Consider the following 24,121-nt stretch of genomic DNA (forward strand, 5'->3'; position numbering starts at 1 on the left):
ATACGGAGGGACAGATGGAGGAGGTCGCGCTCCTCGGCCCGGTCGAGTTGAGCGTGAACGGTCGGCGGCTGGACGCTGGCTCGCCGAAGGAAAGCTGTGTGCTCGCGGTCCTGTCCGTGGAGTGCGGTCATACCGTCTCCCCGGACACCCTCGCCGCCCGGATCTGGGGCCTCAACCCCCCGCCGCAGGCGAGGGCGACGCTGACGAGCTACCTGTCCCGGCTGCGCCGCAGGCTCCGGGACGCGGACGCGGACATCGCGCCGCTCGGGCACGGTCCCGGCGGCTACGTCCTGACCCTCGACCCCGAAGCGGTCGATCTCCACCGGTTCCGGCGGCTGCGGCGCCAGGCGCGGGCCATCGCGGGGAGCGGGGACGACGAGCACGCCCGCGCGCTGCTCATCGAGGCTGAGGCGCTCTGGCGGGGCGAGCCGCTCGCCGGGCTCCCCGGCGAATGGGCGCGCGACCTGCGCACGAGCCTGCGCGAGGAACTCCACGCCACGAGGCTGGAGCGGATCGAGGCGGAGCTGCGGCTCGGTCTCCACGACGTCGTCGTCGGCGACCTGTCCAGGCTCACCGCCGCGAATCCGTTCGACGAGCGCGCGGCGGCGCTGCTCATGACCGCGCTGTACCGGTGCGACCGGCACGCGGACGCGCTCGCCGTCTACCGGCGCGTCCACCGGCTGCTCGCCGACGAGACGGGCACCGAACCGGGGGAGCGGCTCCGCGACCTGCACGAGCGGATCCTCCGGCGCGACCTCGACCTGGCCGCGACGCCCCTTTACCGCCGTGTCCCCGCTCCCGCCGGGGCCAGTCAGGCGGCGGGGCCCGGCGCGGTGGCGCCCGATGCGGCGGGGCCCGGGTCGGCGCCGTCCGGGCCGTTCCCGCCTGGTCTGTTCCCGTCCGAGCTGATGCCGCCCGACGCCGAGGACTTCACCGGACGGGACGCCGAACTCGGCGTGCTCACCCGTCCGGCCGCCGAGCCCAAGGACGGCGCCGCGCGGATCTCGGTCATCACCGGCCTGGCGGGCGTCGGGAAGAGCGCGCTCGCCATGCGCGCGGCCCGCATGCTCGCGCACCGCTATCCGGACGCCCAGCTCTACCTGCACCTGCGCGGGCACGACCCGGAGCGGCCGCCGGTGTCGCCGCACGCCGCGCTCGCCGAGCTCCTCCCGCAGCTCGGCGTCCCGCCCGAGCGGATCCCGGCCGAGCCGGGCGACCGGGTCGTGCTCTGGAGGCGGGAGCTCGGACGGCGGCGCGCGATCGTCGTCCTCGACGACGCGACCGGCGCCGAACAGGTCCGCGCGCTGGTCACCGCGGGGCCTGCCCGGTTCCTCGTCACCAGCCGGCGGCGGCTGGCCGGGATTCCCGGCGCGAGCTACCTGCCCCTCGACGTCCTCGGGGCGGACGAGGCACGCGCGCTCGTCCGCGCCGTCACGGGCGACCGCCTCACCGCCGGGCACGTCGACGACATCGTCCGCCGATGCGGTGGGCTGCCGGTGGCGCTGCGCGTGGCCGCCGGACGGGCCGCCGCGAGCCCGCAGGACGACCGGCTCGACGGGCTCGCCCTCCCCGAGGAGGACGAGGGCCTGGCCGAGGCCGCGTTCGAGCTGTCCTACCGCGCGCTCACCGACGACCAGCGAGCGGTGTTCCGGCGGCTGGGCCTGAACCCCTGCGCGGAGACCGGGTCGCGGGCGGTCCACATCCTGAGCGGGCACCCCCGCGACGTCGCGGACGACGCCGTCGAGACCCTGCTCGATCACCATCTGGTCGAGGAGCACCGGCCGGGACGCCTGCGCATGCACGATCTCGTCCGCGACTACGCCCGGTCCCGCGCGCTCGACGAGGACTCCAACGGGGACCGCAGACGCGCCCTCGGACGCCTGCTGAACCATTACCTCGGGTGCGCCCATCGCGCGGATCGCGTCCTGCATCCGCACCGGCGCAGGCTCCCCATACCGGACGGGACAGGAGACGCCGCCCCCCGGCCGTGCGTCCGCGAGGCGCAGGCATGGATGAAAGAGGAATGGCGCAACGGCCTCGCCCTGGCGCACCACGCAATGGCGCGCGAAAGGAAGCAGGACGGTGTGCTGCTCGTGCACCTCTTCTCCCAATTCCTGGAAGTGCACGGACACCATGAATGCGCCGGAGAGGCCCAGGAAGAGGCGCTCCGGGCGGCGCGCGAACTCGGCGACACCGGCTTCACCGCGCAGACGCTGTACGAATTGAGCGTCACCAACGCACGCACGGGACGTTTCGCCGAGGCGCTCGAAGCGGCCGAGCAGGCGCTCGCCCTGAGCCGGGCCGCCGGCGACCGGCACGCGACCGCCGAGGTGCTCGACCGCATGGGCATCTATCTGGCGGCGACCGGCCGTTACCGCGAGGCGCTCGCGCACTGCCAGGAGGCGCAGGGAATCCATTCGCGGCTCGGCGACCGGCACGGCGAGGCGGAGGCGCTCGTCCACGCGGCGATGGTCCTGTGGCATCTCGGCCGCTACGAGGAGGCCATGGTCCACCTTCGCGGTTCGCTCGACGGATACCGGCGCGTAGGGGACGAGCGCGGTGAGGCGGCGGTGCTCAACAACCTCGGCGAAGTGCAGCGGCAGCGCGGCTACCATCGCGACGCCGTCCAGCATTATCTGGAGGCCGCCCGCGTGTTCGGCGGGAGCGACGAGGGCCGCAACGCCGCGATCCTCAGGAGCAACATCGGGAACGTCCACCTTTACAAGGGCGAATACCAGGAGGCGCTGCGCTGCCATCGTGAGGCGATCGCGGTATTCCGCGCGACGGGCGACCGGCGGAACATCGCCGACACTCTCAACAGCCTCGGCGTGACGTATCTGCTGATGGACCGTCCGACGGAGGCGCTCGTCCACCATCAGGACGCGGAACGGCTGGCGCGCGAAGTCGGCGACCCGTACCAGCGCGTGCGGGCGTTGCAGGGCATCGGCGACGCGCACCGCGCCTCCGGCCGCTACTCCACCGCGCTCGACCATTACCAGCAGGCGCTTTCCATAGCGCGCGACATCAGCGACCCGTACGGGGAGGGAAAGGCGCACGAGGGGATCGCCGGCGCGGTCCTGCAACTCCGCGGCACCGACGCCGCCCGGATCCACTGGCGGCAGGCCCTCGACCTGTTCGAGATGCTCGACGTCCCGGAGGCCCGGTCGATCGCGATCCGCCTGCAGACGGTGGACGGCGTCGCGTCCTAGCCCGCCCCATGCGAACGTGAGGGTTCCGGGCCGCGGACGACGTTTCGCTCTTCCGGCAGGGTCGATTTCGCGTGATGCGTGATCGCCGATGATTTTCCGTCGTGCGCGTGGTCCAAAGAACAGCAGGGTTTCACCGAACACCGGACTTCACCACGATTGGAGCGGCGGATGCACGAGCGGACGAATGCGCCGCGGCCCGTCCTCCAGGACGGCGGGCTGCTGGAGCGCGCGATCGGGTTCGCGCTGACCTCCGTCCAGGCGGTCACGCCGGACATGCTGGCGCGCCGGACGCCATGCGAATCGTGGGATCTGGAAATGCTGCTGCTGCACCTCCGCGACTCCCTCGCGGCGCTGCACGACGGCGTCAGTTCCGGCCGGGTCGGCATGGCGCCCGAGCCGCCCGCACCGGACGAGGACCCGGTGTCGGCGGTGCGGGTGCGCGCCGTCCGGCTGCTGCGGGCGTCCGTCTCGCCGGAGCGGGTCGACGTCGGCGACCGCCAGTTGGGCGGGGACCTGATGGCCGCGGCCGGCGCGATCGAGGTGGCCGTGCACGGCTGGGACATCGCGCAGGCGTCGGGCCGGCGGTCGCCGATCCCGCCGGGGCTGGCGGACGAGCTGCTGACGATCTGCCCGCTGGTGGTGCCCGAATCGCCGCGCCACCTGCTGTTCGCCGAACCCGTCGAGCCCGCCCCGGACGCCGCGCCGGGAGCCCGCCTGGTCGCCTTCCTCGGCCGCCGCCCGCTCCACCGCCCCGACGGGGGAGAACCGTCCGCACCGCCCTGATCGTGAAGCGAATCGCGTGGGTGTGGTCAGGTCGCTTGATCGGTGGCGGTGGCGGTGGGCCGGGCCGTGGACGATCGGCGGCGGTTCCCGGGCTCCAGGGCGGGGTTTCCGCTGCGGTGATCGATGCCCGCGATGTCGGTGCCCGGCGGGACGACCTCGTCGATCGCGTCCAGGGCGGCGGCGTCGAGGCGGACGTCGGCGGCGGCGAGCAGGTCGTCCAACTGGTCCATCGTCTTCGGCCCGATGATCGTCGAGGTGATGGCGGGATGCTCGGCGACGAAGCCCAGCGCCAGGTGCGTCAGCGAGAGGCCCGCGTTTTCGGCGATCTTCGCGAGGCGCTCGACGGCGTCGAAGCGGACGGGGGAGTTCGGCTCCACGTCCACGGCGCGCCGCTCCCACGCCGGGTGCGACGATCCGGAGAACCGCGACCCGGCCGGGGGCCGCTCGCCGCGCCGGTACTTGCCGGTCAGCCAGCCGCCCGCCAGCGGGCTCCACGGGATGACGCCCATGCCGTGCCGCCGCGCCGCGGGCAGCATGAACTCCTCGACCGACCGCGCGAAGATCGAGTACTGGGGCTGCTCGCAGACGAACCGCGCCGTGCCGCGCCGCCGCGCCGCCCACTGCGCCTCGACGATCTGGTCGGCCGGATAGGACGACGAGCCGATGTAAAGGATCTTGCCTTGGCGGACGAGGTCGGTGAGCGCGTCGAGCGTCTCGTCCAGATCGGTGTCCCAGTCGCGCCGGTGCATCTGGTACAGGTCGATGTGGTCGGTGCCGAGGCGGCGGAGGCTGTCCTCGACGGACCGGACGATCCACCGGCGCGACCCGCCCCGGCTGTTGCGGTCCTCGCCCATCGGGAAGAAGAACTTGGTCGCGAGGACCACCTCGTCCCGGCGGTCCTTGACGGCGCGGCCCACGAACCGCTCGCTCTCCCCATTGGAGTACATGTCGGCGGTGTCGATGAAGTTGATCCCGGCGTCCAGCGCGCGGTGGACCATGCGCTCGCACTCGTCGTAGTCGGGCTCGCCGACCTCGCCGAACATCATCGCGCCGAGGCACTGGACGCTGACCTCGACGCCGGTCCGGCCGAGCTTGCGGTACTGCATGCGGTGAACTCCCTCGGATAGCGATCGCGCTCCAAACCGCGATCGCGCTTGAACGTACGAGCTGGAGCGCGCTCCAGGTCAAGCAACCTTTCGGCGAAGCCCGCGGCAGGCGTCCGGCACGGCACGGGAAAATCTCCCCAATCCCCGCGCCCGGAGGTTGCGGCCGGTGTTTTCGGGCCGTTCCGGACGGGCAGGCCCACCTGGTGATGATCATGAACGGGCCGCCGGAGCTCGGCTTGGAGGTGCTGGGGATCGAGGCCGGGACGACCGCGGCGACCCCGGTGCTGAGCCTGCGCGTCGGGCTGCGGCGGGTGGACGGCGGACCCGTCCAGTGCGTCCTGCTCACCACGACCGTGACCATCGCCGCCGCCGGCCTGTCCTGGGCGCGCGCCGGCGCCACCGTGCCGACGTTCCGCGGCGGGACGGAGCTGACGCTCACGCTGCCGTGCCGGCCCGTGGTGCCGGCCGTGGCCGAGCAATGCCGTCCGCACACCGTGGACGGCGGCGGCGTCCCGCTCGACCTGGCCTTCGACGGCACGGTCTTCTACCCCGGCGAGAACGGGACGCGCGCCGGCCAGGCCCCCTGGCGCCACGAGACGACCACGGTGCTGCCCGTCCGCGCGTGGCGCGACCTCCTGCGCGACCACGATCCCCGTGAGGGGGAGCCGCTCCGCGAGGGGGAGCCGACCGCATGAACGTGGCCGGACGGCGACCGTCCGGCCGCCGCAGGTGATGAGAGCGACCGATCCGCAGGGAGGGAGTGTGAGATGAGAAAGGGATTCCGTTTCGGCCCGGCCGCGATCCGGCTGATGATCGCGCTGTTCGTGCTGGCGGTGCTCGCCGTCGTCGTCAGGGAGCTGCCGACGCCGCGCGGGCAGCGCAAGAGGAAGTCCAGGTGACGGGGCTTCCCGGATGACGACGATCGACAGGCAGTTGATCGGTTATCTGAAGGACGCGCACGCGCTGCAGCAGCACGTGCAGGCCGCGCTCAGCGAGATGCTGACCACGGCGGCGAACGAGCCCGACATGTGCGGGCCGCTCGGCCGGTACGCCGAGCGGTCCCGGGCGCACACGCGGGCGATCGAGGCCCGGCTGAAGGCGCACGGGTCCGCGCCGTCCATCGTGCGGGACGCGGGGATGCTGTTCGCGGCGGTGGTCGAGGGCGGGCTCGGCCGCAGCCGCCGCGACCCCGCGGGCAAGCACATGCGGGACGCCTACGTCGCCGCGCACCTGCAGGTCGCCGCCGGGGAGATGCTGCGGCGCGTCGCGGAGCGCGCCGGCGACCGTGAGACGGCGCGGGCCGCGGCGGCGATGTGCGACGACGCGTACGCGATGTCGCGGGAACTGTCCGACCGGTGGGACCTCGCCGTCGACATGTCGCTCAGGCAGCACGGCGTCAAGGACGTCCCGCCACCGCCCGCCTAGGCCGGCGCCCGCGTGAACGCCGGAACCCGACGGCGGTGTGGTCACCGGGGGCGGCAGGCGTGTGCGTCCAGCCGTGCCTTCGCCTCCCGGTACTGCCGCTCCACATACCCCTTGCGCAGGTGGCTGCCCCAGCGGTACTCCTCCTCGTGCCCGCACTCCGGGCACACGAGTCCTCAAGGTCCGCGGGACGTGACTCGACCAGCGTCACGGCGTGCTTGGCGACGATCGGCATGCCGGCGCCGTGTCCCGTGCCGGACGCCCTCAGCGCGGTGGTGGGGCTGTCCCCACCCCCGGGTCGCGGGCCAGCCGTAATGATCTTCGGACCACGAAGGCGATGGGATCGACCCATGCCCCTCCCACGCATCGCCGCGGCCCCGCACGCCGCGGTCTCACGTATCGCAGGCCCGCGCGTCGTGGTGGTCGCCGCGGCGGTCGGCGTGGCCGGGATCGTCGGCTGGACGGGAGCCGCCTCGGCCTCGCTCTCGCCCGCCCCGCCGCCGGGCTCCCAGGCCCCCGCGCCTGGACTGGCGCGCTACGCCGGGCAGCACCTGGACTGGGGCGCCTGCCCGGCGGACGCCACCGAACTGATCGAGGCGGGCGCGCAGTGCGCGCAGGTGACGGCGCCGCTCGACTACTCGTCCCCCGGCGGCGCCACCATCAAGCTCGCGATCTCACGCATCAGGGCCAAGGACGGCGCGCACCGCCGTGGCATCCTGCTCGGCAATCCGGGCGGGCCCGGCGGGCCGGGGCTGGACTACACGGCGTATCTGAAGTCCGCGATGAAGGACGCGGCCGACCCGTACGACCTGATCGGCTTCGACCCGCGGTTCGTCGGCCGCAGCACCCCGATCTACTGCGGGATCTCGCCTAAGGCGCAGCCGACGCACTCCAGGCGCGAGGCGTTCGAGGCGTCCGTCCGGAACGCCCGCGACACCGCGCGGCGCTGCCACGAGCACGGGAACAACGCCGCGCTGCTGCCCCACGCGTCCAGCCGCAACGTCGCCCGCGACATGGACCTGATCCGCGCGGTTCTGGGCGAGCGCAAGCTGTCCTACTACGGCATCTCCTACGGCGCCGACCTGGGCGCCGCGTACACCCAGATGTTCCCCGGCCGCGCCGACCGCATCGTGATCGACAGCGTCACCGATCCGGCGCTGACGCAGTACGAGAACTTCCAGGCCGCCGGCGCGGCCCAGGAGCGGGGCCTCGACGAGTGGGCGTCCTGGACGGCCCAGCGCGCCGCCAAGTACGACCTCGGCCGTACGCCCCGCCAGGTCAGGGCGACGGTCGAGAGGCTGTCCTCCCAGGTGGACAGGGGGCCGCTCCGCATCGGCGACTACACGATGGACGCGAGCGCCCTCGGCCTCATTCTGCGCCAGTTCGTCGGGACGGAGGAGTACAACGACGTCATGGCCAGGGCCGTCCGGAACCTGGCCGACGCCGCCGCCGGACGTCCCGTCGAGCCGACGGCCGAGCTCCGCATGTGGCTTGAGGTGTTCAACACGCCGAGCCCCGAGCTGGACAACCAGTTCAACAGCGGCAACGCGATCTTCTGCGGCGACGGCGGCTGGCCCGCCGGGGGCTGGCCGTCCGATCCCGAGCAGTACTGGCGGAACATCCAGCGCGCCCGCGCCACGCAGCCGGTCTTCGCGGCGACGGCCAATGCCATCTTCCCGTGCCCGTTCTGGAAGTCCGAGCCCCGTGAGCCCGGAGTCGACCTCGGCAACAGGGTCCCCTTGCTGCTCCTCCAAGCGAAGCGCGACAACAACGTCCCCTACGCCGGCGCCGTCGCCATGCACCGCAGGCTCACGGGCTCCCGCATGATCTCGGCGGACATCCGTTCCCACGGTGTCTACGGGCGCGGCGCCGACGGGCTGACGCCCGTCCCCTGCGCGGACCGCGTCGTGAACGCCTACTTCCGCACCGGCGTCCTGCCCGCGACCGACCTCACCTGCGCCCACCCCGGGGAGACACGATGAACAGGCAAGCCGTCGGCGTCCTGACGGCGGGCGCGCTGCTGATCACACTCGTGCCCTCGGCCGCCGCCGCCCAAGGGCACCCGGGAAACCGGTACGGAGCAGAACGCCCGGGACACCCGTACGGAGAGGGCGATCTCCAGCGCGATGTGAACGCCGTCCGGGCGACCGGCGCCACCGGCGTCCTCGCCGAGGTCCAGACGCGGCGGGACGCGCACGTGGCCCGCGCCGGCGTCGCCGACCTGAAGACGCGGCGTCCGGTTCCGTGGAACTCCTACTTCCGGCTCGGCAGCGACACGAAGACCTACACCGCCACCGTCGCGCTGCAACTGGTCGGCGAGGGCAGGCTCCGGCTGACCGACACCGTCGAGAAATGGCTGCCCGGCATGGTCGGCGGCAACGGGAACGACGGCCGCAGGATCACCGTGATGAACCTCCTGCGCCAGACCAGCGGCCTGAACGACTACGTGACGGTCGACCTGGACGAGGACGATCTCACCCCCGAGGCGTACCGGATGAACCGTTTCCGCGTCACCACCCCGCACCAGCAGGTGGCCGCGGCGATGACCAAGGCCCCGGCCTGGCTGCCGGACGCGGCGAACCCGGCCGCGGAGACCCGCTGGGGCTACTCCAACACCAACTACGTCCTGGCCGGGCTGATCATCGAGAAGGCCACGGGGAACCCCTGGGCGCAGGAGATCCACGACCGCGTCATCGAGCCGCTCGGCCTGCGCCACACCATGACGCCCGGCACCTCGGCGTACGTCCCGCAGCCGAGCGCCGCCGCCTACACCCGCTTCCCGGGGCGGAAGGAACTCACCGACACGTCTGTGACCGTGGGCGGCGGCGCCGACGGCGGCATCATCGCCACCACCGGCGACCACGGGGCCTTCCTGCGCGCGTTGATGAGCGGACGGCTGCTGAAGCCCGCCCAGCTCGCCCAGATGAAGCAGACCGTCACGACCGGCGACGAGCTCTTCGGCCGCTACGGGTTGGGCCTGGCGTGGCGGCCCGCAGCGGGCTGCGACGGCGGCGTCTGGTTCCACGGCGGCACCAGCTTCGGCGTCGTCTCGGAGTCGGGCGTGAGCGCGGACGGCCGCCGCGCCGCCAGCGTCGCCGTGTCCACCCTGCGGTTCGGCGACGAGCAGGACGCCCAGGACAGGGCGTCGCTCCGGCTGGTCGACAACGCCGTCTGCGCGCCCGCGCCCGGCTAGCGCCCGCGTCCGGCTAGCGCCCGCGTCCGGCTAGCGCCCGCGTCCGGCTAGCGCCCGCTCGACGTCCGCGGCGCATAACACGCACCACGTGCGACACCGCACGCGCGAGGACCGGCCGAACTTTCAGGTTTCGTTGACGGGGCCTTGGGATTCGGCCCAGGGGGCGCGGGTACCTTCGCGGCCCATGACTTCGCAGATCAGCCGCCCGATCTTCGTGCTCGGCTGCCCTCGTTCGGGGACGACGCTGCTGCAGCAGATGCTGCACTCGCACCGGCGCATCGCGTTCCCGTCCGAGACCTTGTTCGTGCACACCGCGTACGCGGCGCGGCACCGGTTCGGCGATCTGGAACGGGCGGAGAACCGGCGGGCGCTGGCCGAGTGGATCACCCGCGGCCGGCACACGAAGTTCCGGGTCCTGGAGCTGGACGCCGAGGACGTGATCGAGGAGATCGTGCACGGCCCCCCGACGCTCGGGTCCGCGCTGGCGACCGTCTTCCGCGCCTACGCGCGGCGGCACGGCAAGCCGCGCTGGGGCGACAAGCGCCCGAGCTACTTCCGCCGGGTGCCGATGCTCCGGCGGATGTTCCCGGACGCGCAGTTCGTCCATCTCGTCCGGGACGGCCGGGACGCGGTGAGCTCGCTGATGCGCATGCCGTGGTTCAGCGGCGACATCTACGCCGCCGCGCTGACCTGGCGGGAGGCCGTCGACACCGGGAGACGGCTCGGCCCGCGGCTCGGTCCCGGCACCTTCCACGAACTCCGGTACGAGGACCTCGTCGCCGATCCGGAGTACGCGTTGGCGAAGCTGTGCGCCTTCCTGGACGAGGAGTACGACCCCGAGATGACCAGGGCGTACGAGCACGCCCGCCGGACGGTGCCGTCCGCGCGCAAGTGGCATCTGCGCACGCACGAGGCGCCGAACACCCGCACCGTCGGCGCCTGGCGGTACCGCCTGGACGACTGGGAGGCGAGCCTGGTCGAGCACGTCCTCGCCTCCCGCCTGCTCGACCACGGCTACGCGCTCTCCGGGGCGCCGCGTCCGGCGGCCGCGCACCTCGCCAAGTTCCACCGGATCGCGGCGCACCGCTGGCGCTCGCGGCACGCGCACGCCTTCCTGGACCTGCTCGCGCAGGCCCGCGAGCCGAACCCGGTCGTCTCCCTGGTGCGCGGCCCAGTGCCGCTACCCCACCACCTGGAAGAGAACTGACACCACTGGCGCCGACGCCACCGAGGCTGGTGCCGGTCGGCGTGGGCTGGCGTCGTCGCAAGGTGTTCCTTGCCTCCGGGCGAGGAGCCCCTTGCCTGACCGTGCTGGACGGTCTGGCCAGTTGTCCGAAATTCTCATGGAACGTGCCGTGTTGCCGCGTCCGGCGGGCGTGCGTTCGCGGCGGGTCCGCTGGGGAACGGCGCAGGTCGCGTGCCGGGGTGCGGCCCGCGAGAAGGAACGGATCGGTGGGACGCGCGGGGACAGCGGTTTCCGATCAAGGCCCCGGTGGGTCCCTTAACGGAACACGCTACCTAGCGGTAACTTTGCGCCGTTTTACCGTGCCGCTGACATAATTTACGGAACAGAGACATGGTTGTGTCCGATCGTTCACATCTGGATCTGAGACACAACATCCATTTCCCGGTATCTTGCGTGTTGCTCGTCTTCCGATAGCTATCGCGAATGCTCCGAAGATCCTCTGACAAAGGGGGAGTGCGGTGACCAGATCGGAAACAATTTCCCACGACGAGCTTCAATCGTGGCTTCTTGACAGGATCGCCTTCTACCTCGACAAGCCGACGGAAAACATCGATCCGGCGGTCGAACTCGCGCGCTATGGCGTGGACTCGGTCTACGCCATCAGCATCATCAGCGACATCGAGGACCACCTGCAGGTCGAGGTCGACGTGGCCGAGGCCCGGCGCCGGGAGACGGTGGCCGCGCTCACCGACTACCTGCTCGAACTCGTCGCGTGATGGGCGGCGCGTGATGGGCGGCCGCGCCGGTCCGGCCGGCGCCGCGCCCGCCATGGTGGTGCTCGGCGACAGCGTCGCCGAGGGCCAGGACGACCCCGACCCCGCCGGCGGATGGCTCGGCTGGGCCGGTCGGCTGGCCCGCCACCTGGGCATTCCCCGCGAGGAGATGCTCAATGCGTCCGACCCGGGCGCGACGGTGGAGGACGTGGTCCGCGACCAGCTTCCCGCCGTCCGGGACCTGCGGCCCGGCCTCGTCGTGCTCGGCTGCGGCATGAACGACGCGCTGCGCGGGTTCGAGCGCCCGGACGCCGCAGCCCGGCTGGACGAGCTGTTCGGATGGGCCGCCGGGATCGGCGCGGTCACCCTCGCGATCCCGGTGCCGCGGCCGCCGCTGCTCGACCTGTCCCCGATCTCGCAGTTCCGCAAGAAGCGGACCGTCCAGCGGATTCACGACTTCAACGCGGAGCTCAGGCGCGCCTCGCACGAGTTCGGAATGTCTTTTCCCGCGCAGGAATCGGTGGCGAAAGTCGCCGACCCCGCGATGTGGAGTCCCGATGGAATCCACCTCAACCCGAGAGGACACGCTTATGTCGCGGAGGTGATCGCGGACATCGCTGCGAGCCTGCTCGGGGAGCGGGCGATCTGAGCCCAGGGGGACCAATTTTCGAAGTCTGGGACAGAGATGAAGAAACCATTCACCTTCTTGAACGGACGCTGGCGCGTCCCCCAGTCGATGGTGCTCGTCCCGCTCGCGCCGGTCCTGGTCGTCCAGGCGTGGCGGACGGTGCGCCGCACACCCCGGCTGGATCCCGCGTCGGGCGACGAGCACGGCTTCGTCCCCGGCGCGAACCCCGGAGCCGGTCCCGTGTTCCGGGTCGTGGTGATCGGCGAGTCCACCGCGGCCGGGGTCGGCGCGTCCCAGCACGCGGAGGCGCTGCCGGGTTTCCTCGCCGAGGCGCTGAAGGAGCGGCTCCGGCGGAGCGTGGCCTGGTCGGTCACCGGCGAGAACGGCGCCACGGCCCGCCGCGTCGCGACCGCCCTCGTCCCGTCGGCGGCCGGTATGCCCGCCCAAGCCCCAACCCCCGCTGCCGTCCACGCCCCTGCCGACGACTCCGCCCGCACCCCTGCTCTCGACCTGGTCGTCGTCACCGTGGGGATCAACGACCTGATCCGGCGGCGACCGCTGCGGCGGTGGACGGCCGACCTGGCCGACCTCGTCGACGTCCTGCGGGGCAGGTACGCGGACGCGACGCTGGTCGTCGCGGGGATGCCGCCCGTGCACCGGTTCCCGGCCCTCCCGCAGCCGCTGCGCCACGTCCTCGGCGCGCGGGCGCGGACCATGGACCGGATCATGCGGGACGTGGCCGTGGCGGGCGGCGCCGTCCACGCCCCCATGGACGAGGCGATGGCGCGCGACCGCCGCCTCTTCGCCTCCGACGGCTTCCATCCGTCCCCCGCCGGCTACCGAGCCTGGGCCGAGGACCTCGCCCGCGCCGCCACCCCCGCCGACACGTCCCCCGCCGACACCGTCCCGCCCCAGACGATGAACTGACCCCGTCCCACGGCAAGTGAAGGGAGCAGCTCAGGTGACGGCTCGCGGAACGTTCCGGAAGGCGGTGGAGGCCAAGGACCTCGCCGCGATCACCAGTGCGCTCGACCCTGGCATCGAGTTCCACAGTCCGGTGATGGTGAAGCCCTATCTCGGCCGCGATTCGGTCGTCGCGCTGCTCGGCGTCCTGCTGGAGGTCTTCGAGGACTTCCATTACACCGACGAACTGGTGAGCTCGGGACCGGCGGGCGAGCACGCGGCGGGCGGTGGCCCCCCGGCCGTCCCGGCCGTCCCGGCCGTGGCGCTGATCTTCACGGCCCGGGTGGCGGGCAAGGACGTCCAAGGGCTCGACCTGCTCAGTTTCGGTGACACCGGCCTCGTCACCGGCCTGACCGTCATGGTCCGTCCCCTGCCCGCGGCGATGACGCTCGCCCGGGTGGTCGGGCGGCGGATGGAAGCGGCGGAGGGTCCGGGGGCCCCGTCCGACCCTGCTCAGCACTAGAGCCGGCCCATCTCCAGAGAGTCGAAGGAAACGATGGACAGTAAGGTCCCCGCGCACCCCGCGACCCCCGCACACCCCCCGACCTCCCCGCACTCCGCGCCCTCGGCGCATTCCCCGACTTCCGCGCATTCCCCGACCCCTGCGCATTCTCCGACTTCCGCGCACTCCCCGGCGCCTGCGCATTCGGCGGGTGCCGTCCAGGTCCCGCCGCCGCGGCGTCCGGTGCATTCCGGACGTTCCGAGTCGCCCCCCGTCGATGAGCTGTCCCCCGCGCATCGCATCGCCGCCGACCTGGACGGCTATCTCGGCGACCCGATGGACGACGCGGCCGGTCCCTTCTCCTACAAGGCGATCGTCGAGGCGGAGGAGCGCGACGAGCTTCCGCCGGGCGCGGTCGACGCCGTCCGGGCCTGGGGTTTTCCGAGGTTTCTGGTGCCGAGCGGGCTCGGCGGACGGCTCACGACGCTGGAGGAGCTGTTCTTCGTCACCCGCGGCATCTCGCGCCGCAGCGTCACCGTCGCGGTGATGTACGGTTCGGGGCTGCTGGCGGTGAACCCGGTGTGGCTGTGGGGGGACGACCGGCAGCGCAGGACGGTCGCGGACGGCGTCCTGAACGGCGACCTGGCCTGCTTCGGCGTCTCGGAGGCCGACCACGGCAGCGATGTGATGGCCTCGGAGTCGGAGGCCGAGCAGCAGGGCGACGACCTTGTCCTGACGGGCACGAAATGGCCGGTCGGCAACGCCACCCGCGGACGGTTCGTCACCACCTACGCCAGGACCGGCGCCCGCGACTTCTCCCTCATCCTCGTCGACAAGACCGAGCTCGACCCGGACACGTGGTCGACGCTGCCGCCGGTCCGGACGGTCGGGCTCCGCGGCCACGACCTGAGCGGCGTCGCGTTCTCGGGGGCCCGCGTCCCGGCGGACCGGGTGATCGGGCGGCGCGGTTCCGGGCTCGTCCAGACGCTGAAGACCTTGCAGATCACCCGGACGGCGATCGCGGCGCTGTCGGTCGGGACGATGGACGCGGTCGTCCGCATCGGGATGGAGTACTCGCGGCGCCGCACCCTCTACGGCTCGGACATCTACCAGATCCCGGTCATCCGCGACCATCTGCTCAAGGCGCATCTGGACCTGCTGATCGCCGAGTGCGTGGCGATCCCGGTGGCGCGGGCCCTGACGGTCGCGCCCGGACGGCTGAGCCTGTGGTCGTCGATCGTGAAGTACTTCGTGCCCGTCCTGGGCGAGGAGGTCGTGGCCAGCATCGGGACCGTCCTCGCGGCGCGCGGCTACCTGCGCGAGGGCGTGGCGCACGGCGTGTTCCAGAAGCTGCAGCGCGACCACGCGATCGCGAGCATCTTCGAGGGCACCACGCATGTGAACCTCGCCAACGTCGCAGGTCAGCTGCCCTTCCTGATCGACCCGCCGGACACGGCGGACGGCGCGGACGACCTGCTCGCCGACCTGTTCCGCTGGACGCGGACACCGCCCCCCTGGACGCCGGACGGCCGCATGCTCCAGCTCACCAACGAGGGCCGCGACGAGATCGGCCAGCGCTTCGATGTGATCTCCGAGGAGCTGCTGACCGCCGCCAACGCCCACGCCGCGCCCGGCGTCGCGGCGGAGCTGAAGGAGCTGATGTCGAGCATCGGCGGCATGCGCGCCAAGGTGGAGCAGGGCATCCGGGCCGGCGAGGGCGACACGTCCTCCGTGGCGGCGTTGGCACGCGCCAAGCGGTACTGCGAGCTGCACGCGATGTTCTCGTGCGTCCTCACCTGGTTGCACAACCGCCACCAGTTCGGCGGGCCGTTCGCCGACGGGCAGTGGCTCGTGCTGTGCCTGCAACGTCTGCTGCAGCGCGCGCAGCCCGACACCTTGCTGTCCGAGGAGTTCCTCCCGTCGCTGGAGGACGCGATGTTCCGCGGCTTCGACGAGGGCCGCTGGTTCTCGCTGCTGTCCCTGGCCGAGTTGCTGACCGATGTAGAGGACGAGTGACCCACGATGCACAAGCATCAGGACTTCGTGTCGCTCGTCCGGGAGAACGTCCAAGCCCACGGTGACGACCGTTCGTTCACCTTCATCACCGAAGAACGAGGCGGGAAGTACAAGGAGCCCGGCGGGAAGTACAAGGAGCCCGGCGGGAAGTACAAGGAATCCGGCGGGAAGTACAAGGAGAACGTGCTCGGATTCGCCGAACTCGACCGCAAGGCCCGCACGCTGGCCTGCCGCTTAGAGGCCCGCGGGCTGCGGGACAGGGCCGTCCTGCTGCTGTATCCGGAAGGGCTGGAGTTCCTGACGGCGTTCCTGGGCTGCCTGTACGCGCGCGTCGTCGCCGTCCCCGCGCCCCTGCCCGACCTGGACGCCGGACGGTACGGACGCACCCGCCGCATCATCGAGGACGCCGACATCGCGTTGATCCTCACCGACACCGCCCACCGCGACATCCTCGACACCTGGCTGGCCGACGCCGACCTGAAAACACGCCTGCACACCCTCGACACCCAGGCGATGGAAGAGGACGCCGACCCGACCGGTTGGACGCCCCCTGAATTTCGTCCGGACACCCTTGCGTTCCTTCAATACACGTCCGGCTCGACCAGCGAACCCAAGGGCGTGATGGTCACCCACGGCAACCTGCTGTGCAACGGCGAGGAGATCAAACGCCGGATCGAGGCGACGACCGACACCGTCGGGGTCGGCTGGGTGCCGCACTACCACGACATGGGACTGGTCGGTCAGTTCCTGCAACCGCTGTACCTCGGCTGCCGTTACGTGTTCACCTCGCCGATCACGTTCATCAAGCGTCCCGTGCTGTGGCTGGAGCTGATCACCCGGTACCGCGGCACGGTCACGGTGGCCCCGAACTTCGGATACGAACTGCTGCTGCGCCGCGTCGCCGACCACTGGCTGGACGGCCTGGACCTGTCGTCGCTCCGCGTCGTCCAGAACGGCGCCGAACCCGTCCGGCCCGCGACGCTGGAGAGGATGACCGAGCGTTTCGCGCCGATCGGGTTCCGGCCCGGCATGTGGATGCCCTGCTACGGAATGGCGGAGACGACGTTGCTCATCAGCGCGGCGCCGGTCGGCGGCGGCGCCGCCGTCCGCGACTTCGACTCCGAGGCCCTCACCCTCGACAAGGCCGTCCCCGCCCCCGCCGGTCGCGGTGGTGGGGCGCGGCGGCTGGTGAGCTGCGGACGCCCCGTCACGCTGGACGTAGGCGTCGTCGACCCCGAGACACGTGCCCGACTTCCGGAAGGGCGGGTGGGCGAGATCTGGGTCCGCGGCGGAAGCGTCGCACGCGGGTACTGGGAGAACCCCGAAGCGAGCCGCGAGACGTTCGGCGCGCACACGTCCGACGGCGAAGGCCCCTACCTGCGGACGGGCGACCTCGGGTTCCTCGCCGACGGCGACCTGTACGTCACCGGACGCATCAAGGACCTCATCATCGTCAACGGCCGCAACATCCACGCGCACGACGTCGAAGAGGCCGCCCGGGAGGCCCACCCGGCGGCGCTCGCCGCCGCCGCGTTCACCCTCGACGACGGGGGAGACCGGGAACACGTCGTGATCGTCCAGGAGATCAGCACCAGGGCCGCCGCCGGGACGCCGCCGGACGAGCTGGCGACCCTCGTCAAGACGGCGGTCGCCCGCGCGTTCGAGCTGCCCGCGCTGAGCGTCGTCCTGTCCGGACGAGGCACGATACGGCGGACGACCAGCGGGAAGCTGCAACGCGGCCAGACCCGGGACGCGTTCCTCAGCGGACAGATCACCGCGCTCGCCGGTGACCTGGAACCCGCCGTCGCGGAGCTGCACCGGGACGCGAAGGTAACGCCCGCATCACGCGCAAGTGACTTCCAACCGACGCCTGAGTGACTCGGAGGGAAAGTTCCAGTGGACAAGAAAAAACGACCTAACCGATCCTAGTCAAAAGCATGACTATTCATGTCGTTGTCTGCTAACGTCGGGTTCACCCTGAGTCAAGGCGGGGAGAGAAGGCCGATGGCACTACGTCACGCGGTGCTGGCGGCGCTGCTCGACGGCGAGTACAGCGGCTACCAGCTGGCCAAGATCTTTGATTTGTCCGTCTCCAACTTCTGGCACGCCGTACCGCAGCAGCTCTACTCGGAGCTGTCGAGGTTGGAGACGGAAGGCCTGATCAGCGGGCGGCAGATCATCCAGCACGACCGTCCGAACAAGCGCGTGTACACGGTCACGCGGGCCGGTCTCGACGAGCTCGAACGGTTCGCCGCGACCCCCGCCAAGCCGGGCATCATCCGCGAGAACCTGCTCGCGATGGTCCAGGCCGTCGACCACATCTCCGCCGCGTCCGTCATCGCGCAGCTCGAAGACCGGGCGGTGGCCTCCGCCGCCAAGATCGAGGTCTTCGAGCACACCATGAAGCACCTGCGCGGCGACATGGACGAACAGACGTTCCTGCGGACCGGCTCCCCCGTCGGTCCGTACCTGACCTGCATGCGCGGACTGCGCTTCGAGCAGGAGAACTACGAGTGGTTCACCAGTACCGCCCGGCTGCTGCGCACCCGGGCGGGCGACCATGCCGAGGACGGTGAGCCGACATGACTGTGCACCCTGTCAAGGGGACGTGCACAGCGCCTCGCCGGTCCCACGTCCTCGACCACCGTGCCGCCGCACGCCCGCACGGCGGCGGCACCCGCACGACCCCCCGCGCCCTTCCCAGCCTCGCGTCCCGGCCGGGCTGGATCTGGGCCATACGCCTTAGTCAAGGAGGCGTCCATCATGTCGGGCGAAAACCACACCATCGAACTCCCTAACACCCTCGCGACCCCACCGAACGGCACCTCACCGAACGGAACGGCCCCTCCCAACGGCACGGCTCCACCGAACGGAACGGCTCCACCGAACGGCACGGTCCCGTCCAACGGCACGGATCTGGCCAGTGGCGCAGGCCCGTCCAACGGAGCGGCGCAAGCCAACGGAAGCGGTACGGCGGCACGACCGCCCGGGCTGCCGACGCTGGACGAGCCCGCAGCGATCCTGCTGGGCGAGCTGACGCTGCCCGCCGAGCGGGAGTCGGTGCCGCAGGCGCGGCGCTTCAGCCGGTCCGTCACCACGGGCTCCGACATCGGGCACGTCGGCGACGACGCGGAGGTCCTGGTCTCCGAACTCGTCACCAACGCCGTCCGGCACGCGACGGTCCCCGGCTCGGCGCTGTCCCTGCGGCTGCTGCGCGCCGGCGCCCGGCTCCGCATCGAGGTCCACGACCAGGGCGCGGGTGTCCCGCGGACGCGGTTCGCGGACGGCGGCGGCGTCGACCTCATGGAGGAGACGGGACGCGGCTGGTTCCTCGTCGCGATCATCGCCGACCGGCACGGCACCGACCACACCCCGTCCGGCAAGGCGGTCTGGTGCGAGGTCCGCGCCTGGCCGCCGGACGCGCGTCCCGGCCGCTGAGCCCGCCTTTCCTCGCAGAACCCCGCGCAGCGATGGGAAGCACCATGTCCGTTGACTACTACCGCTCGGACGGGAGACGCGTCACCTCCGACGAGGCCCAGCGGCTTCTGCTGGACGTACGAGGACGCCTGCTGGCACAGGACGTCATCCGCGTCGGCGGCGTCGTGGTGGTCGTGTCGACCTGGTTCACCGTGATCGATCTCGGCTTCGCGGCGAACGGGCGACCGCTGCTGTGGCAGACGATCGTGTCCGATCTGTCGATGCACGCCGACGTCGGCCGGTACTCCACGCGCGAGAAGGCCGTGCGCGGGCACGCGCGGGCCGTCGCCATGATCACCGACAGGCTCCGCGGCCTGGTCGCACGCGCGGCCATGGACGAGGTGCGGAGCGAAAGCTGAGTCAGAGACCGAATGAACGGGCCACGGCTTGCGGCCCGTCCCCCCGCATGAGGTTGTGATCTGATGGTTGGCGAAGGCCGGCCGGCGGGCCCCTACGCGGCCGCCTCGAACAGTGAGTCCCCGCACGACGCGTCCGCCCGCGAGGCGTCCGCCCGCGAGCAGCGGCCGAAACGGCGGCGGAAGCGTCCCATCCGGCTGCGGATCACGGCCCTGCTGCTGGTCCCGCTGGTCTCCCTCATCGCCCTGTGGGCGTTCGCCGCGAACATCACGGTCGGCGACGCGTCCGACAAGTTCGACTTCTCGACGACGTACGAGAAGATGGGGCTCCCCGGCATCCACCTGGTGAACCAGCTTCAGGCCGAACGTTCCCTGAGCGTCGTCGCGCTCAGCACCCGCGACGCCGCGGACAGGCAGAAGCTCGGCGCGCAGCGCGCCCGGGTCACCGCCGTGGAGAGGTCCTTCCGCGCGACCGCGCTGTCGGCCGAGGCGCGGGACGCGGCCGAACCCGAGACGAAGAAGCGCCTGGCCGCCGCCGTCGAAGCGCTGGACACGGTGCCGGAGCTGCGCGCGAAGGTCGACGCGGGCAGCGCCGAGCCGCTGGACGTCATCAACTCCTACAGCACCGTCCTCGACCAGGTCATCAAGGTCTTCAACGGGCTGGTGACGGTCAACGACGTCGCCATCCTGACGCAGGGCCGCGCGCTGATCGGCCTCGGCAACGCCCGCGCCTACATGCTCCGCGAGGACTCGCTGGTCACCGCCGCGATGGCGCGGAACGGGCGGCTCACGCCCGCCGAGCACACCGCGTTCATCCAGTGGGCGGCGGAGGGGCGGCGCGAGTTCGACGCCGGGCTCGCCGACCTGAACTCCGGGATCCGCGGGCCGCTGGAGCAGCTCGCCGCGTCCGACGGCTTCAAGCGCTACCGCGCCGCCGAGACCGCGATCGTCAACGCGCGCGGCGGGCGGCTGCCCGCCGAGGCGGCCGACTGGCAGGCGACCACGCAGCTGCTGTCGCAGGCCTGGGCGCAGAAGGTCACGCAGGCGAGCCTGGCGCTCAACGAGATGGCCGAGCCGATCGGTGAGCGGATCGTGCTGCGGCTCGTCCTCGCGGGCGGGTTCGGCCTGCTCGCCGTGGTCGCGTCGATCGTGCTGTCGCTGCTGGCCGCGCGGAGCCTGTCGCGCGAGCTGCGCGGCCTGCAGCGCGCCGCGCTGCACCTCGCCGAGGACCGGCTGCCCGCCGTGGTGGCCCGGCTGCGCCGCGGCGAGGAGGTCGACGTGGACGCCGAGGCGCCGCCCCTCGTCGGGCTCATGGACTGGGGCCGGACGAAGGAGGTCGCCCGCGTCGGCGACGCGTTCACGAAGGTGCAGCACACGGCCATCGACACCGCCGTCCGCGAGTCGTACCTGCGGCAGGGCATCAGCCGCGTGTTCCTCAACGTCGCGTGGCGGAGCCAGTCGCTGCTGCACCGCCAGCTCCGCATGCTGGACGAGATGGAGCGCGGCGCGTCCGACCCGAAGGCCCTTGAGGACCTGTTCCGCCTCGACCACCTCACCACCCGGATGCGCCGCCACGCGGAGGGCCTGGTCATCCTGTCCGGGACGTCACCGGGCCGCGGCTGGAGCAACCCCGTGCACGTCGAGGACGTGCTCCGCGCCGCCGTCTCCGAGGTCGAGGACTACACGCGCGTCGAGGTCGTCGTCGTGACCGGACCGTCCTCCAGCCCCCACCCACCGCCATTCAACGGACGAGCTCCGCTCGACGGAGCGCCCGCCGTGATCGGCGGGGCGGTAGCAGACATCATCCACCTGCTCGCCGAGCTGATCGAGAACGCCACGGTGTTCTCGCCGGCGCCGACCGAGGTGCTCGTCCGCGGCGAGATGGGCGCCAACGGGTTCGCCGTCGACGTCATCGACCGCGGCATCGGCCTCGACCAGTCCGAACTCGACGCGCTGAACCTGCGGCTGTCGCGGCCGCCCGAGTTCGACCTAGCCGTCACCGACCGCCTCGGCCTGTTCGTCGTCGCCCGCCTCGCCGGACGGCACGGCATCCGCGTCGCCCTGCAGCCTTCGCTGTACGGGGGCGTCAGCGCGGTCGTGCTGATCCCGCGCGAGCTCATCGTGGACGTCGACCAGCCCGAGGACGAAGACGCGTCCGCGACCACGGCCGGATCCGCGTTCGGATCCGCGGGCGCGGCCGGATCCGCTGATGTGCCCGTCGCCGCCGCGACCGGCCCCGGGCAGGAGAACGGGGCGTCCTTCGGGAACGGGACGATGAAGCCGTGGCCCACGCCGGAGACCCCGGCGTCCACGGCGATGCTCAACGCGCCGACCTACGCCGACACCACGCCGCCCGATTCGCCGGCGTCCCTCGTGGATCCGCCGGAGTACGACGCGACGGCGGGGTTCAACGCGCCGCCGTCCACCGAGGACCGGCCCTCGTACGAACGGTACGAGACCCCGCCGTCGTACGAGACCCCGCCGTCGCCGTCGTACGAGCAGCCACCGCACGAGACCCCGCGGTACGGAATCCCCTCCGTCGATGCGACGCGTCCGTTCCAGGCCGCGGGGCCGCCCGTGCCGCCCTACGGGCGCGACCCCTACGGCGGGACGGGCGGGTTCGAGTCGCCGCCGTCCTTCGGCGAGGCGCAGGCGCAGGCCCAGGCCGAGGCGCAGGCCCAGGCCCGAGGGGGCACCGGCGGACGGGCCCCGCTTCCGCGCCGGGTGCGCGGCGGCAACCTGGCGCCACAGCTACGCGACTCCGCCCCGCACGCCGCCACGGGACGCGAGCCAGGAGCCGGCGGAGCGCCCGCCGGCGACGCGGTCGCCTCGTGGGAGGACCGTTCGGCGGAGGCGTCGCGCGACCTGTTCGCGTCGCTGCAGGCCGGCTGGCTGCGCGGCAGGGACGACGACGAAGGACCCGGCGACGACATGGAGGGACCATCATGATCCGGCAGGGAGCCGCGACCGAGCTGAACTTTCTCCTCGACGATCTCGTCGACCGGGTTCCGCAGGTCCGCAAGGTCGTCGTCCTGTCGCGGGACGGGCTCGTCATGGGCAAGTCGCGCGGCGTCGGCCGCGAGGACGCCGAGTACCTGGCCGCCCTCGCCGCCGGGTTCCAGAGCCTCGCGTCCGGGGCGCGGGCGCAGCTCGACTCCGGCGAGATCCGGCAGACGCTCGTCGAGATGGAGGACGGGCTGTTCTTCGTCGTCCCCGCGGGCACCAACAGCTGCCTGGCCCTGCTCAGCGAGGTCGGCGCGAACGCGGGACTCGTCGCCTACGAGATGACGATGCTGGTCAAGCGCGTCGGCCGGCAGCTGTCCACGGGCCTCAGGCAGAGCGGGCCCGGCCCGGGAACCAGGTGACCCGCGATGGACCCCGGCGACGCGCCCGGCCACGGCCTCCCCGGCCACGGCTTTCCCGACCACGGTCCCCCCGACCACGGTGTCGCCGATCACGGTCTTGCCGACCACGGGGCGCCGGGCAGGGAACGGTGGCTGGACGCCGCCGCCGGACCCATCGTCCGCCCCTACGCGATGACCCGCGGGCGCACCCGGGCGAACGGCGAGCCCCTCGACATCGTGACGATCCTCGTCGCGACCGGCCGGAAGCCCGCGGAGCCCGGCCGGCTGTCCCGCCAGCAGCGCCGGATGCTGGCGCTGTGCCGGCGCCCGTACGCGCTCGCCGACCTCGCCTCGGACCTGGACCTGCCGCTCGGCGTGATCCGCGTCCTGACCGGTGACCTGCTCGACTCGGGCCTGATGGACGTCCAGCGCTGGACGGTGCCGTCCGACCCGTTCACCGCGGGCCCGCCGCACGCGGACGGGCCGTACGCCGACAGGCCGCACGCCGATCCGAACCTGCTCAGGAGGGTGCTCGATGAACTCCGCGCGCTCTGACCTCCCGTCCACGACGGCCCCGCCCGCCACCGGAGACGCCCCCGACGACCACGACGAACGCGACGATCACGCTGAACACGGCGAACACGACGACCGGGCGGACGGTCCGCGCGTCGCGCTGAAGATCCTCGTCGCCGGTGGGTTCGGCGTCGGGAAGACGACGCTGGTCGGCGCGGTCAGCGAGATCCGGCCGCTGCGCACCGAGGAGGCGCTGACCGACGTCGGCGTCGGCGTCGACGACCTCGACGGCGTGGCCGCCAAGACGACCACCACCGTGGCGATGGACTTCGGCCGCATCACCCTGCGCGACGGCGTCGCCATCTACCTGTTCGGGACGCCGGGCCAGGAGCGGTTCTGGTTCATGTGGAACGAGCTGTCGCGCGGCGCGCTCGGCGCGGTCGTCCTCGCGGACACGCGGCGGTTGATGGCGAGCTTCGCGTCGATCGACTACTTCGAGCAGAAGGGCACCCCGTTCGTCGTCGCCGTCAACTGCTTCGACGACGCCGAACACTACGACCCGCCCGAGATCCGGATGGCCCTGGACATCGACCCGCACGTGCCCGTCCTGCTGTGCGACGCGCGCCGCGCGGTGTCGGCGAAGCAAGTGCTGGTCTCGCTGGTCGAGCACGCGCTACGGATAGCCGGCGGCACCAACCACCGCCCCTAGC

General features: G+C 72.1%; 23 protein-coding genes. 21 read left to right on the forward strand and 2 right to left on the reverse strand.

Going from position 1 to position 24,121, the window contains the following annotated elements:
* Positions 1-14: 14 nt before the first annotated feature.
* Together ACH34T_RS17130 and ACH34T_RS17135 are read left to right on the forward strand one after the other, a co-directional pair.
* Positions 15-3,209 carry an AfsR/SARP family transcriptional regulator gene (locus ACH34T_RS17130; protein WP_395993111.1) on the forward strand — a complete coding sequence of 1,065 codons (3,195 nt, stop codon included), beginning with the start codon at positions 15-17 and terminating at the stop codon, positions 3,207-3,209.
* Between the two features lie 168 nt (positions 3,210-3,377).
* A complete protein-coding gene (locus tag ACH34T_RS17135) occupies positions 3,378-3,992 on the forward strand; it encodes a TIGR03086 family metal-binding protein (RefSeq protein ID WP_395993112.1) in 615 nt (204 codons plus the stop codon).
* Positions 3,993-4,018: 26 nt separating this feature from the next.
* On the opposite strand, the gene ACH34T_RS17140 is transcribed toward ACH34T_RS17135, so the two are convergent.
* Entirely contained in the window at positions 4,019-5,098 is a 1,080-nt protein-coding gene (locus ACH34T_RS17140; protein WP_395993113.1) for an aldo/keto reductase, read from the reverse strand.
* Positions 5,099-5,310: 212 nt separating this feature from the next.
* Between ACH34T_RS17140 and ACH34T_RS17145 the strand changes: the two genes are divergently transcribed.
* The 3 genes from ACH34T_RS17145 to ACH34T_RS17155 all read left to right on the forward strand — a co-directional run bounded on the left by ACH34T_RS17145 (position 5,311) and on the right by ACH34T_RS17155 (position 6,523).
* On the forward strand, positions 5,311-5,793 hold the full coding sequence (locus ACH34T_RS17145) for a DUF6084 family protein (protein WP_395993114.1): 483 nt from the start codon (positions 5,311-5,313) through the stop codon (positions 5,791-5,793).
* A gap of 72 nt (positions 5,794-5,865) precedes the next feature.
* Positions 5,866-5,997, forward strand: a complete 132-nt coding sequence (locus ACH34T_RS17150) for a hypothetical protein (protein WP_395993115.1) — start codon at positions 5,866-5,868, stop codon at positions 5,995-5,997.
* Between the two features lie 13 nt (positions 5,998-6,010).
* On the forward strand, positions 6,011-6,523 hold the full coding sequence (locus ACH34T_RS17155) for a DUF892 family protein (RefSeq protein ID WP_395993116.1): 513 nt from the start codon (positions 6,011-6,013) through the stop codon (positions 6,521-6,523).
* Positions 6,524-6,564: 41 nt separating this feature from the next.
* Here the strand turns inward: ACH34T_RS17155 and ACH34T_RS17160 are convergent, their stop codons facing one another.
* Positions 6,565-6,690, reverse strand: coding sequence for a hypothetical protein (locus tag ACH34T_RS17160; RefSeq protein ID WP_395993117.1), 126 nt, complete (start codon positions 6,688-6,690; stop codon positions 6,565-6,567).
* 180 nt (positions 6,691-6,870) lie between these two features.
* On the opposite strand from ACH34T_RS17160, the gene ACH34T_RS17165 reads away from it, so the two are divergent.
* The 16 genes from ACH34T_RS17165 to ACH34T_RS17240 all read left to right on the forward strand — a co-directional run bounded on the left by ACH34T_RS17165 (position 6,871) and on the right by ACH34T_RS17240 (position 24,120).
* A complete protein-coding gene (locus tag ACH34T_RS17165; protein ID WP_395993118.1) occupies positions 6,871-8,502 on the forward strand; it encodes an alpha/beta hydrolase in 1,632 nt (543 codons plus the stop codon).
* Positions 8,499-9,713: a serine hydrolase domain-containing protein gene (locus ACH34T_RS17170; RefSeq protein ID WP_395993119.1), complete on the forward strand. Its 1,215-nt coding sequence runs from the start codon at positions 8,499-8,501 to the stop codon at positions 9,711-9,713. The genes ACH34T_RS17165 and ACH34T_RS17170 overlap by 4 nt, the downstream gene beginning before the upstream one ends.
* Before the next feature lie 184 nt (positions 9,714-9,897).
* Complete coding sequence (locus ACH34T_RS17175) at positions 9,898-10,920, forward strand: sulfotransferase family protein (protein WP_395993120.1); 1,023 nt, start codon at positions 9,898-9,900, stop codon at positions 10,918-10,920.
* A gap of 497 nt (positions 10,921-11,417) precedes the next feature.
* Entirely contained in the window at positions 11,418-11,675 is a 258-nt protein-coding gene (locus ACH34T_RS17180; RefSeq protein ID WP_395993121.1) for an acyl carrier protein, read from the forward strand.
* A 13-nt stretch (positions 11,676-11,688) separates the two neighbouring features.
* On the forward strand, positions 11,689-12,321 hold the full coding sequence (locus tag ACH34T_RS17185; protein ID WP_395993122.1) for an SGNH/GDSL hydrolase family protein: 633 nt from the start codon (positions 11,689-11,691) through the stop codon (positions 12,319-12,321).
* A 36-nt stretch (positions 12,322-12,357) separates the two neighbouring features.
* Positions 12,358-13,227, forward strand: a complete 870-nt coding sequence (locus tag ACH34T_RS17190) for an SGNH/GDSL hydrolase family protein (RefSeq protein WP_395993123.1) — start codon at positions 12,358-12,360, stop codon at positions 13,225-13,227.
* A 34-nt stretch (positions 13,228-13,261) separates the two neighbouring features.
* Positions 13,262-13,726 (forward strand): nuclear transport factor 2 family protein, encoded by a 465-nt coding sequence (locus ACH34T_RS17195; protein ID WP_395993124.1) that lies wholly within the window; start codon positions 13,262-13,264, stop codon positions 13,724-13,726.
* A 222-nt stretch (positions 13,727-13,948) separates the two neighbouring features.
* On the forward strand, positions 13,949-15,721 hold the full coding sequence (locus ACH34T_RS17200) for an acyl-CoA dehydrogenase family protein (protein ID WP_395993125.1): 1,773 nt from the start codon (positions 13,949-13,951) through the stop codon (positions 15,719-15,721).
* Between the two features lie 6 nt (positions 15,722-15,727).
* Positions 15,728-17,599 carry a fatty acyl-AMP ligase gene (locus tag ACH34T_RS17205; RefSeq protein WP_395993126.1) on the forward strand — a complete coding sequence of 624 codons (1,872 nt, stop codon included), beginning with the start codon at positions 15,728-15,730 and terminating at the stop codon, positions 17,597-17,599.
* A gap of 126 nt (positions 17,600-17,725) precedes the next feature.
* Entirely contained in the window at positions 17,726-18,307 is a 582-nt protein-coding gene (locus tag ACH34T_RS17210; protein WP_395993127.1) for a PadR family transcriptional regulator, read from the forward strand.
* Positions 18,308-18,484: 177 nt separating this feature from the next.
* Entirely contained in the window at positions 18,485-19,159 is a 675-nt protein-coding gene (locus ACH34T_RS17215; protein WP_395993128.1) for an ATP-binding protein, read from the forward strand.
* A 44-nt stretch (positions 19,160-19,203) separates the two neighbouring features.
* Positions 19,204-19,557, forward strand: a complete 354-nt coding sequence (locus tag ACH34T_RS17220; protein ID WP_395993129.1) for a hypothetical protein — start codon at positions 19,204-19,206, stop codon at positions 19,555-19,557.
* Between the two features lie 63 nt (positions 19,558-19,620).
* Complete coding sequence (locus ACH34T_RS17225) at positions 19,621-22,503, forward strand: nitrate- and nitrite sensing domain-containing protein (protein WP_395993130.1); 2,883 nt, start codon at positions 19,621-19,623, stop codon at positions 22,501-22,503.
* The gene (locus tag ACH34T_RS17230) at positions 22,500-22,919 is read left to right on the forward strand and encodes a roadblock/LC7 domain-containing protein (RefSeq protein WP_395993131.1); all 420 of its coding nucleotides are present in this window, start codon (positions 22,500-22,502) and stop codon (positions 22,917-22,919) included. Before ACH34T_RS17225 ends, ACH34T_RS17230 begins: the two co-directional genes overlap by 4 nt.
* A gap of 6 nt (positions 22,920-22,925) precedes the next feature.
* Positions 22,926-23,453, forward strand: a complete 528-nt coding sequence (locus tag ACH34T_RS17235; RefSeq protein ID WP_395993132.1) for a DUF742 domain-containing protein — start codon at positions 22,926-22,928, stop codon at positions 23,451-23,453.
* On the forward strand, positions 23,434-24,120 hold the full coding sequence (locus ACH34T_RS17240) for a GTP-binding protein (protein WP_395993133.1): 687 nt from the start codon (positions 23,434-23,436) through the stop codon (positions 24,118-24,120). Before ACH34T_RS17235 ends, ACH34T_RS17240 begins: the two co-directional genes overlap by 20 nt.
* Position 24,121 lies beyond the last annotated feature (1 nt).

Origin of the sequence: Actinomadura sp. 9N215, assembly GCF_044326345.1 — a bacterium.
Taxonomy (GTDB): domain Bacteria; phylum Actinomycetota; class Actinomycetes; order Streptosporangiales; family Streptosporangiaceae; genus Spirillospora.

Bases quoted from the DNA above. Each gene is read 5' to 3' on its own strand.
- ACH34T_RS17190 (WP_395993123.1), top strand. From the start codon at position 12,358: ATGAAGAAACCATTCACCTTCTTGAACGGACGCTGGCGCGTCCCCCAG.
- ACH34T_RS17145 (WP_395993114.1), top strand. From the start codon at position 5,311: ATGAACGGGCCGCCGGAGCTCGGCTTGGAGGTGCTGGGGATCGAGGCC.
- ACH34T_RS17205 (WP_395993126.1), top strand. From the start codon at position 15,728: ATGCACAAGCATCAGGACTTCGTGTCGCTCGTCCGGGAGAACGTCCAA.
- ACH34T_RS17165 (WP_395993118.1), top strand. From the start codon at position 6,871: ATGCCCCTCCCACGCATCGCCGCGGCCCCGCACGCCGCGGTCTCACGT.
- ACH34T_RS17170 (WP_395993119.1), top strand. From the start codon at position 8,499: ATGAACAGGCAAGCCGTCGGCGTCCTGACGGCGGGCGCGCTGCTGATC.
- ACH34T_RS17135 (WP_395993112.1), top strand. From the start codon at position 3,378: ATGCACGAGCGGACGAATGCGCCGCGGCCCGTCCTCCAGGACGGCGGG.
- ACH34T_RS17220 (WP_395993129.1), top strand. From the start codon at position 19,204: ATGTCCGTTGACTACTACCGCTCGGACGGGAGACGCGTCACCTCCGAC.
- ACH34T_RS17130 (WP_395993111.1), top strand. From the start codon at position 15: ATGGAGGAGGTCGCGCTCCTCGGCCCGGTCGAGTTGAGCGTGAACGGT.
- ACH34T_RS17175 (WP_395993120.1), top strand. From the start codon at position 9,898: ATGACTTCGCAGATCAGCCGCCCGATCTTCGTGCTCGGCTGCCCTCGT.
- ACH34T_RS17155 (WP_395993116.1), top strand. From the start codon at position 6,011: ATGACGACGATCGACAGGCAGTTGATCGGTTATCTGAAGGACGCGCAC.
- ACH34T_RS17240 (WP_395993133.1), top strand. From the start codon at position 23,434: ATGAACTCCGCGCGCTCTGACCTCCCGTCCACGACGGCCCCGCCCGCC.
- ACH34T_RS17185 (WP_395993122.1), top strand. From the start codon at position 11,689: ATGGGCGGCCGCGCCGGTCCGGCCGGCGCCGCGCCCGCCATGGTGGTG.
- ACH34T_RS17210 (WP_395993127.1), top strand. From the start codon at position 17,726: ATGGCACTACGTCACGCGGTGCTGGCGGCGCTGCTCGACGGCGAGTAC.
- ACH34T_RS17150 (WP_395993115.1), top strand. From the start codon at position 5,866: ATGAGAAAGGGATTCCGTTTCGGCCCGGCCGCGATCCGGCTGATGATC.
- ACH34T_RS17215 (WP_395993128.1), top strand. From the start codon at position 18,485: ATGTCGGGCGAAAACCACACCATCGAACTCCCTAACACCCTCGCGACC.
- ACH34T_RS17140 (WP_395993113.1), bottom strand. From the start codon at position 5,098: ATGCAGTACCGCAAGCTCGGCCGGACCGGCGTCGAGGTCAGCGTCCAG.
- ACH34T_RS17230 (WP_395993131.1), top strand. From the start codon at position 22,500: ATGATCCGGCAGGGAGCCGCGACCGAGCTGAACTTTCTCCTCGACGAT.
- ACH34T_RS17235 (WP_395993132.1), top strand. From the start codon at position 22,926: ATGGACCCCGGCGACGCGCCCGGCCACGGCCTCCCCGGCCACGGCTTT.
- ACH34T_RS17225 (WP_395993130.1), top strand. From the start codon at position 19,621: ATGGTTGGCGAAGGCCGGCCGGCGGGCCCCTACGCGGCCGCCTCGAAC.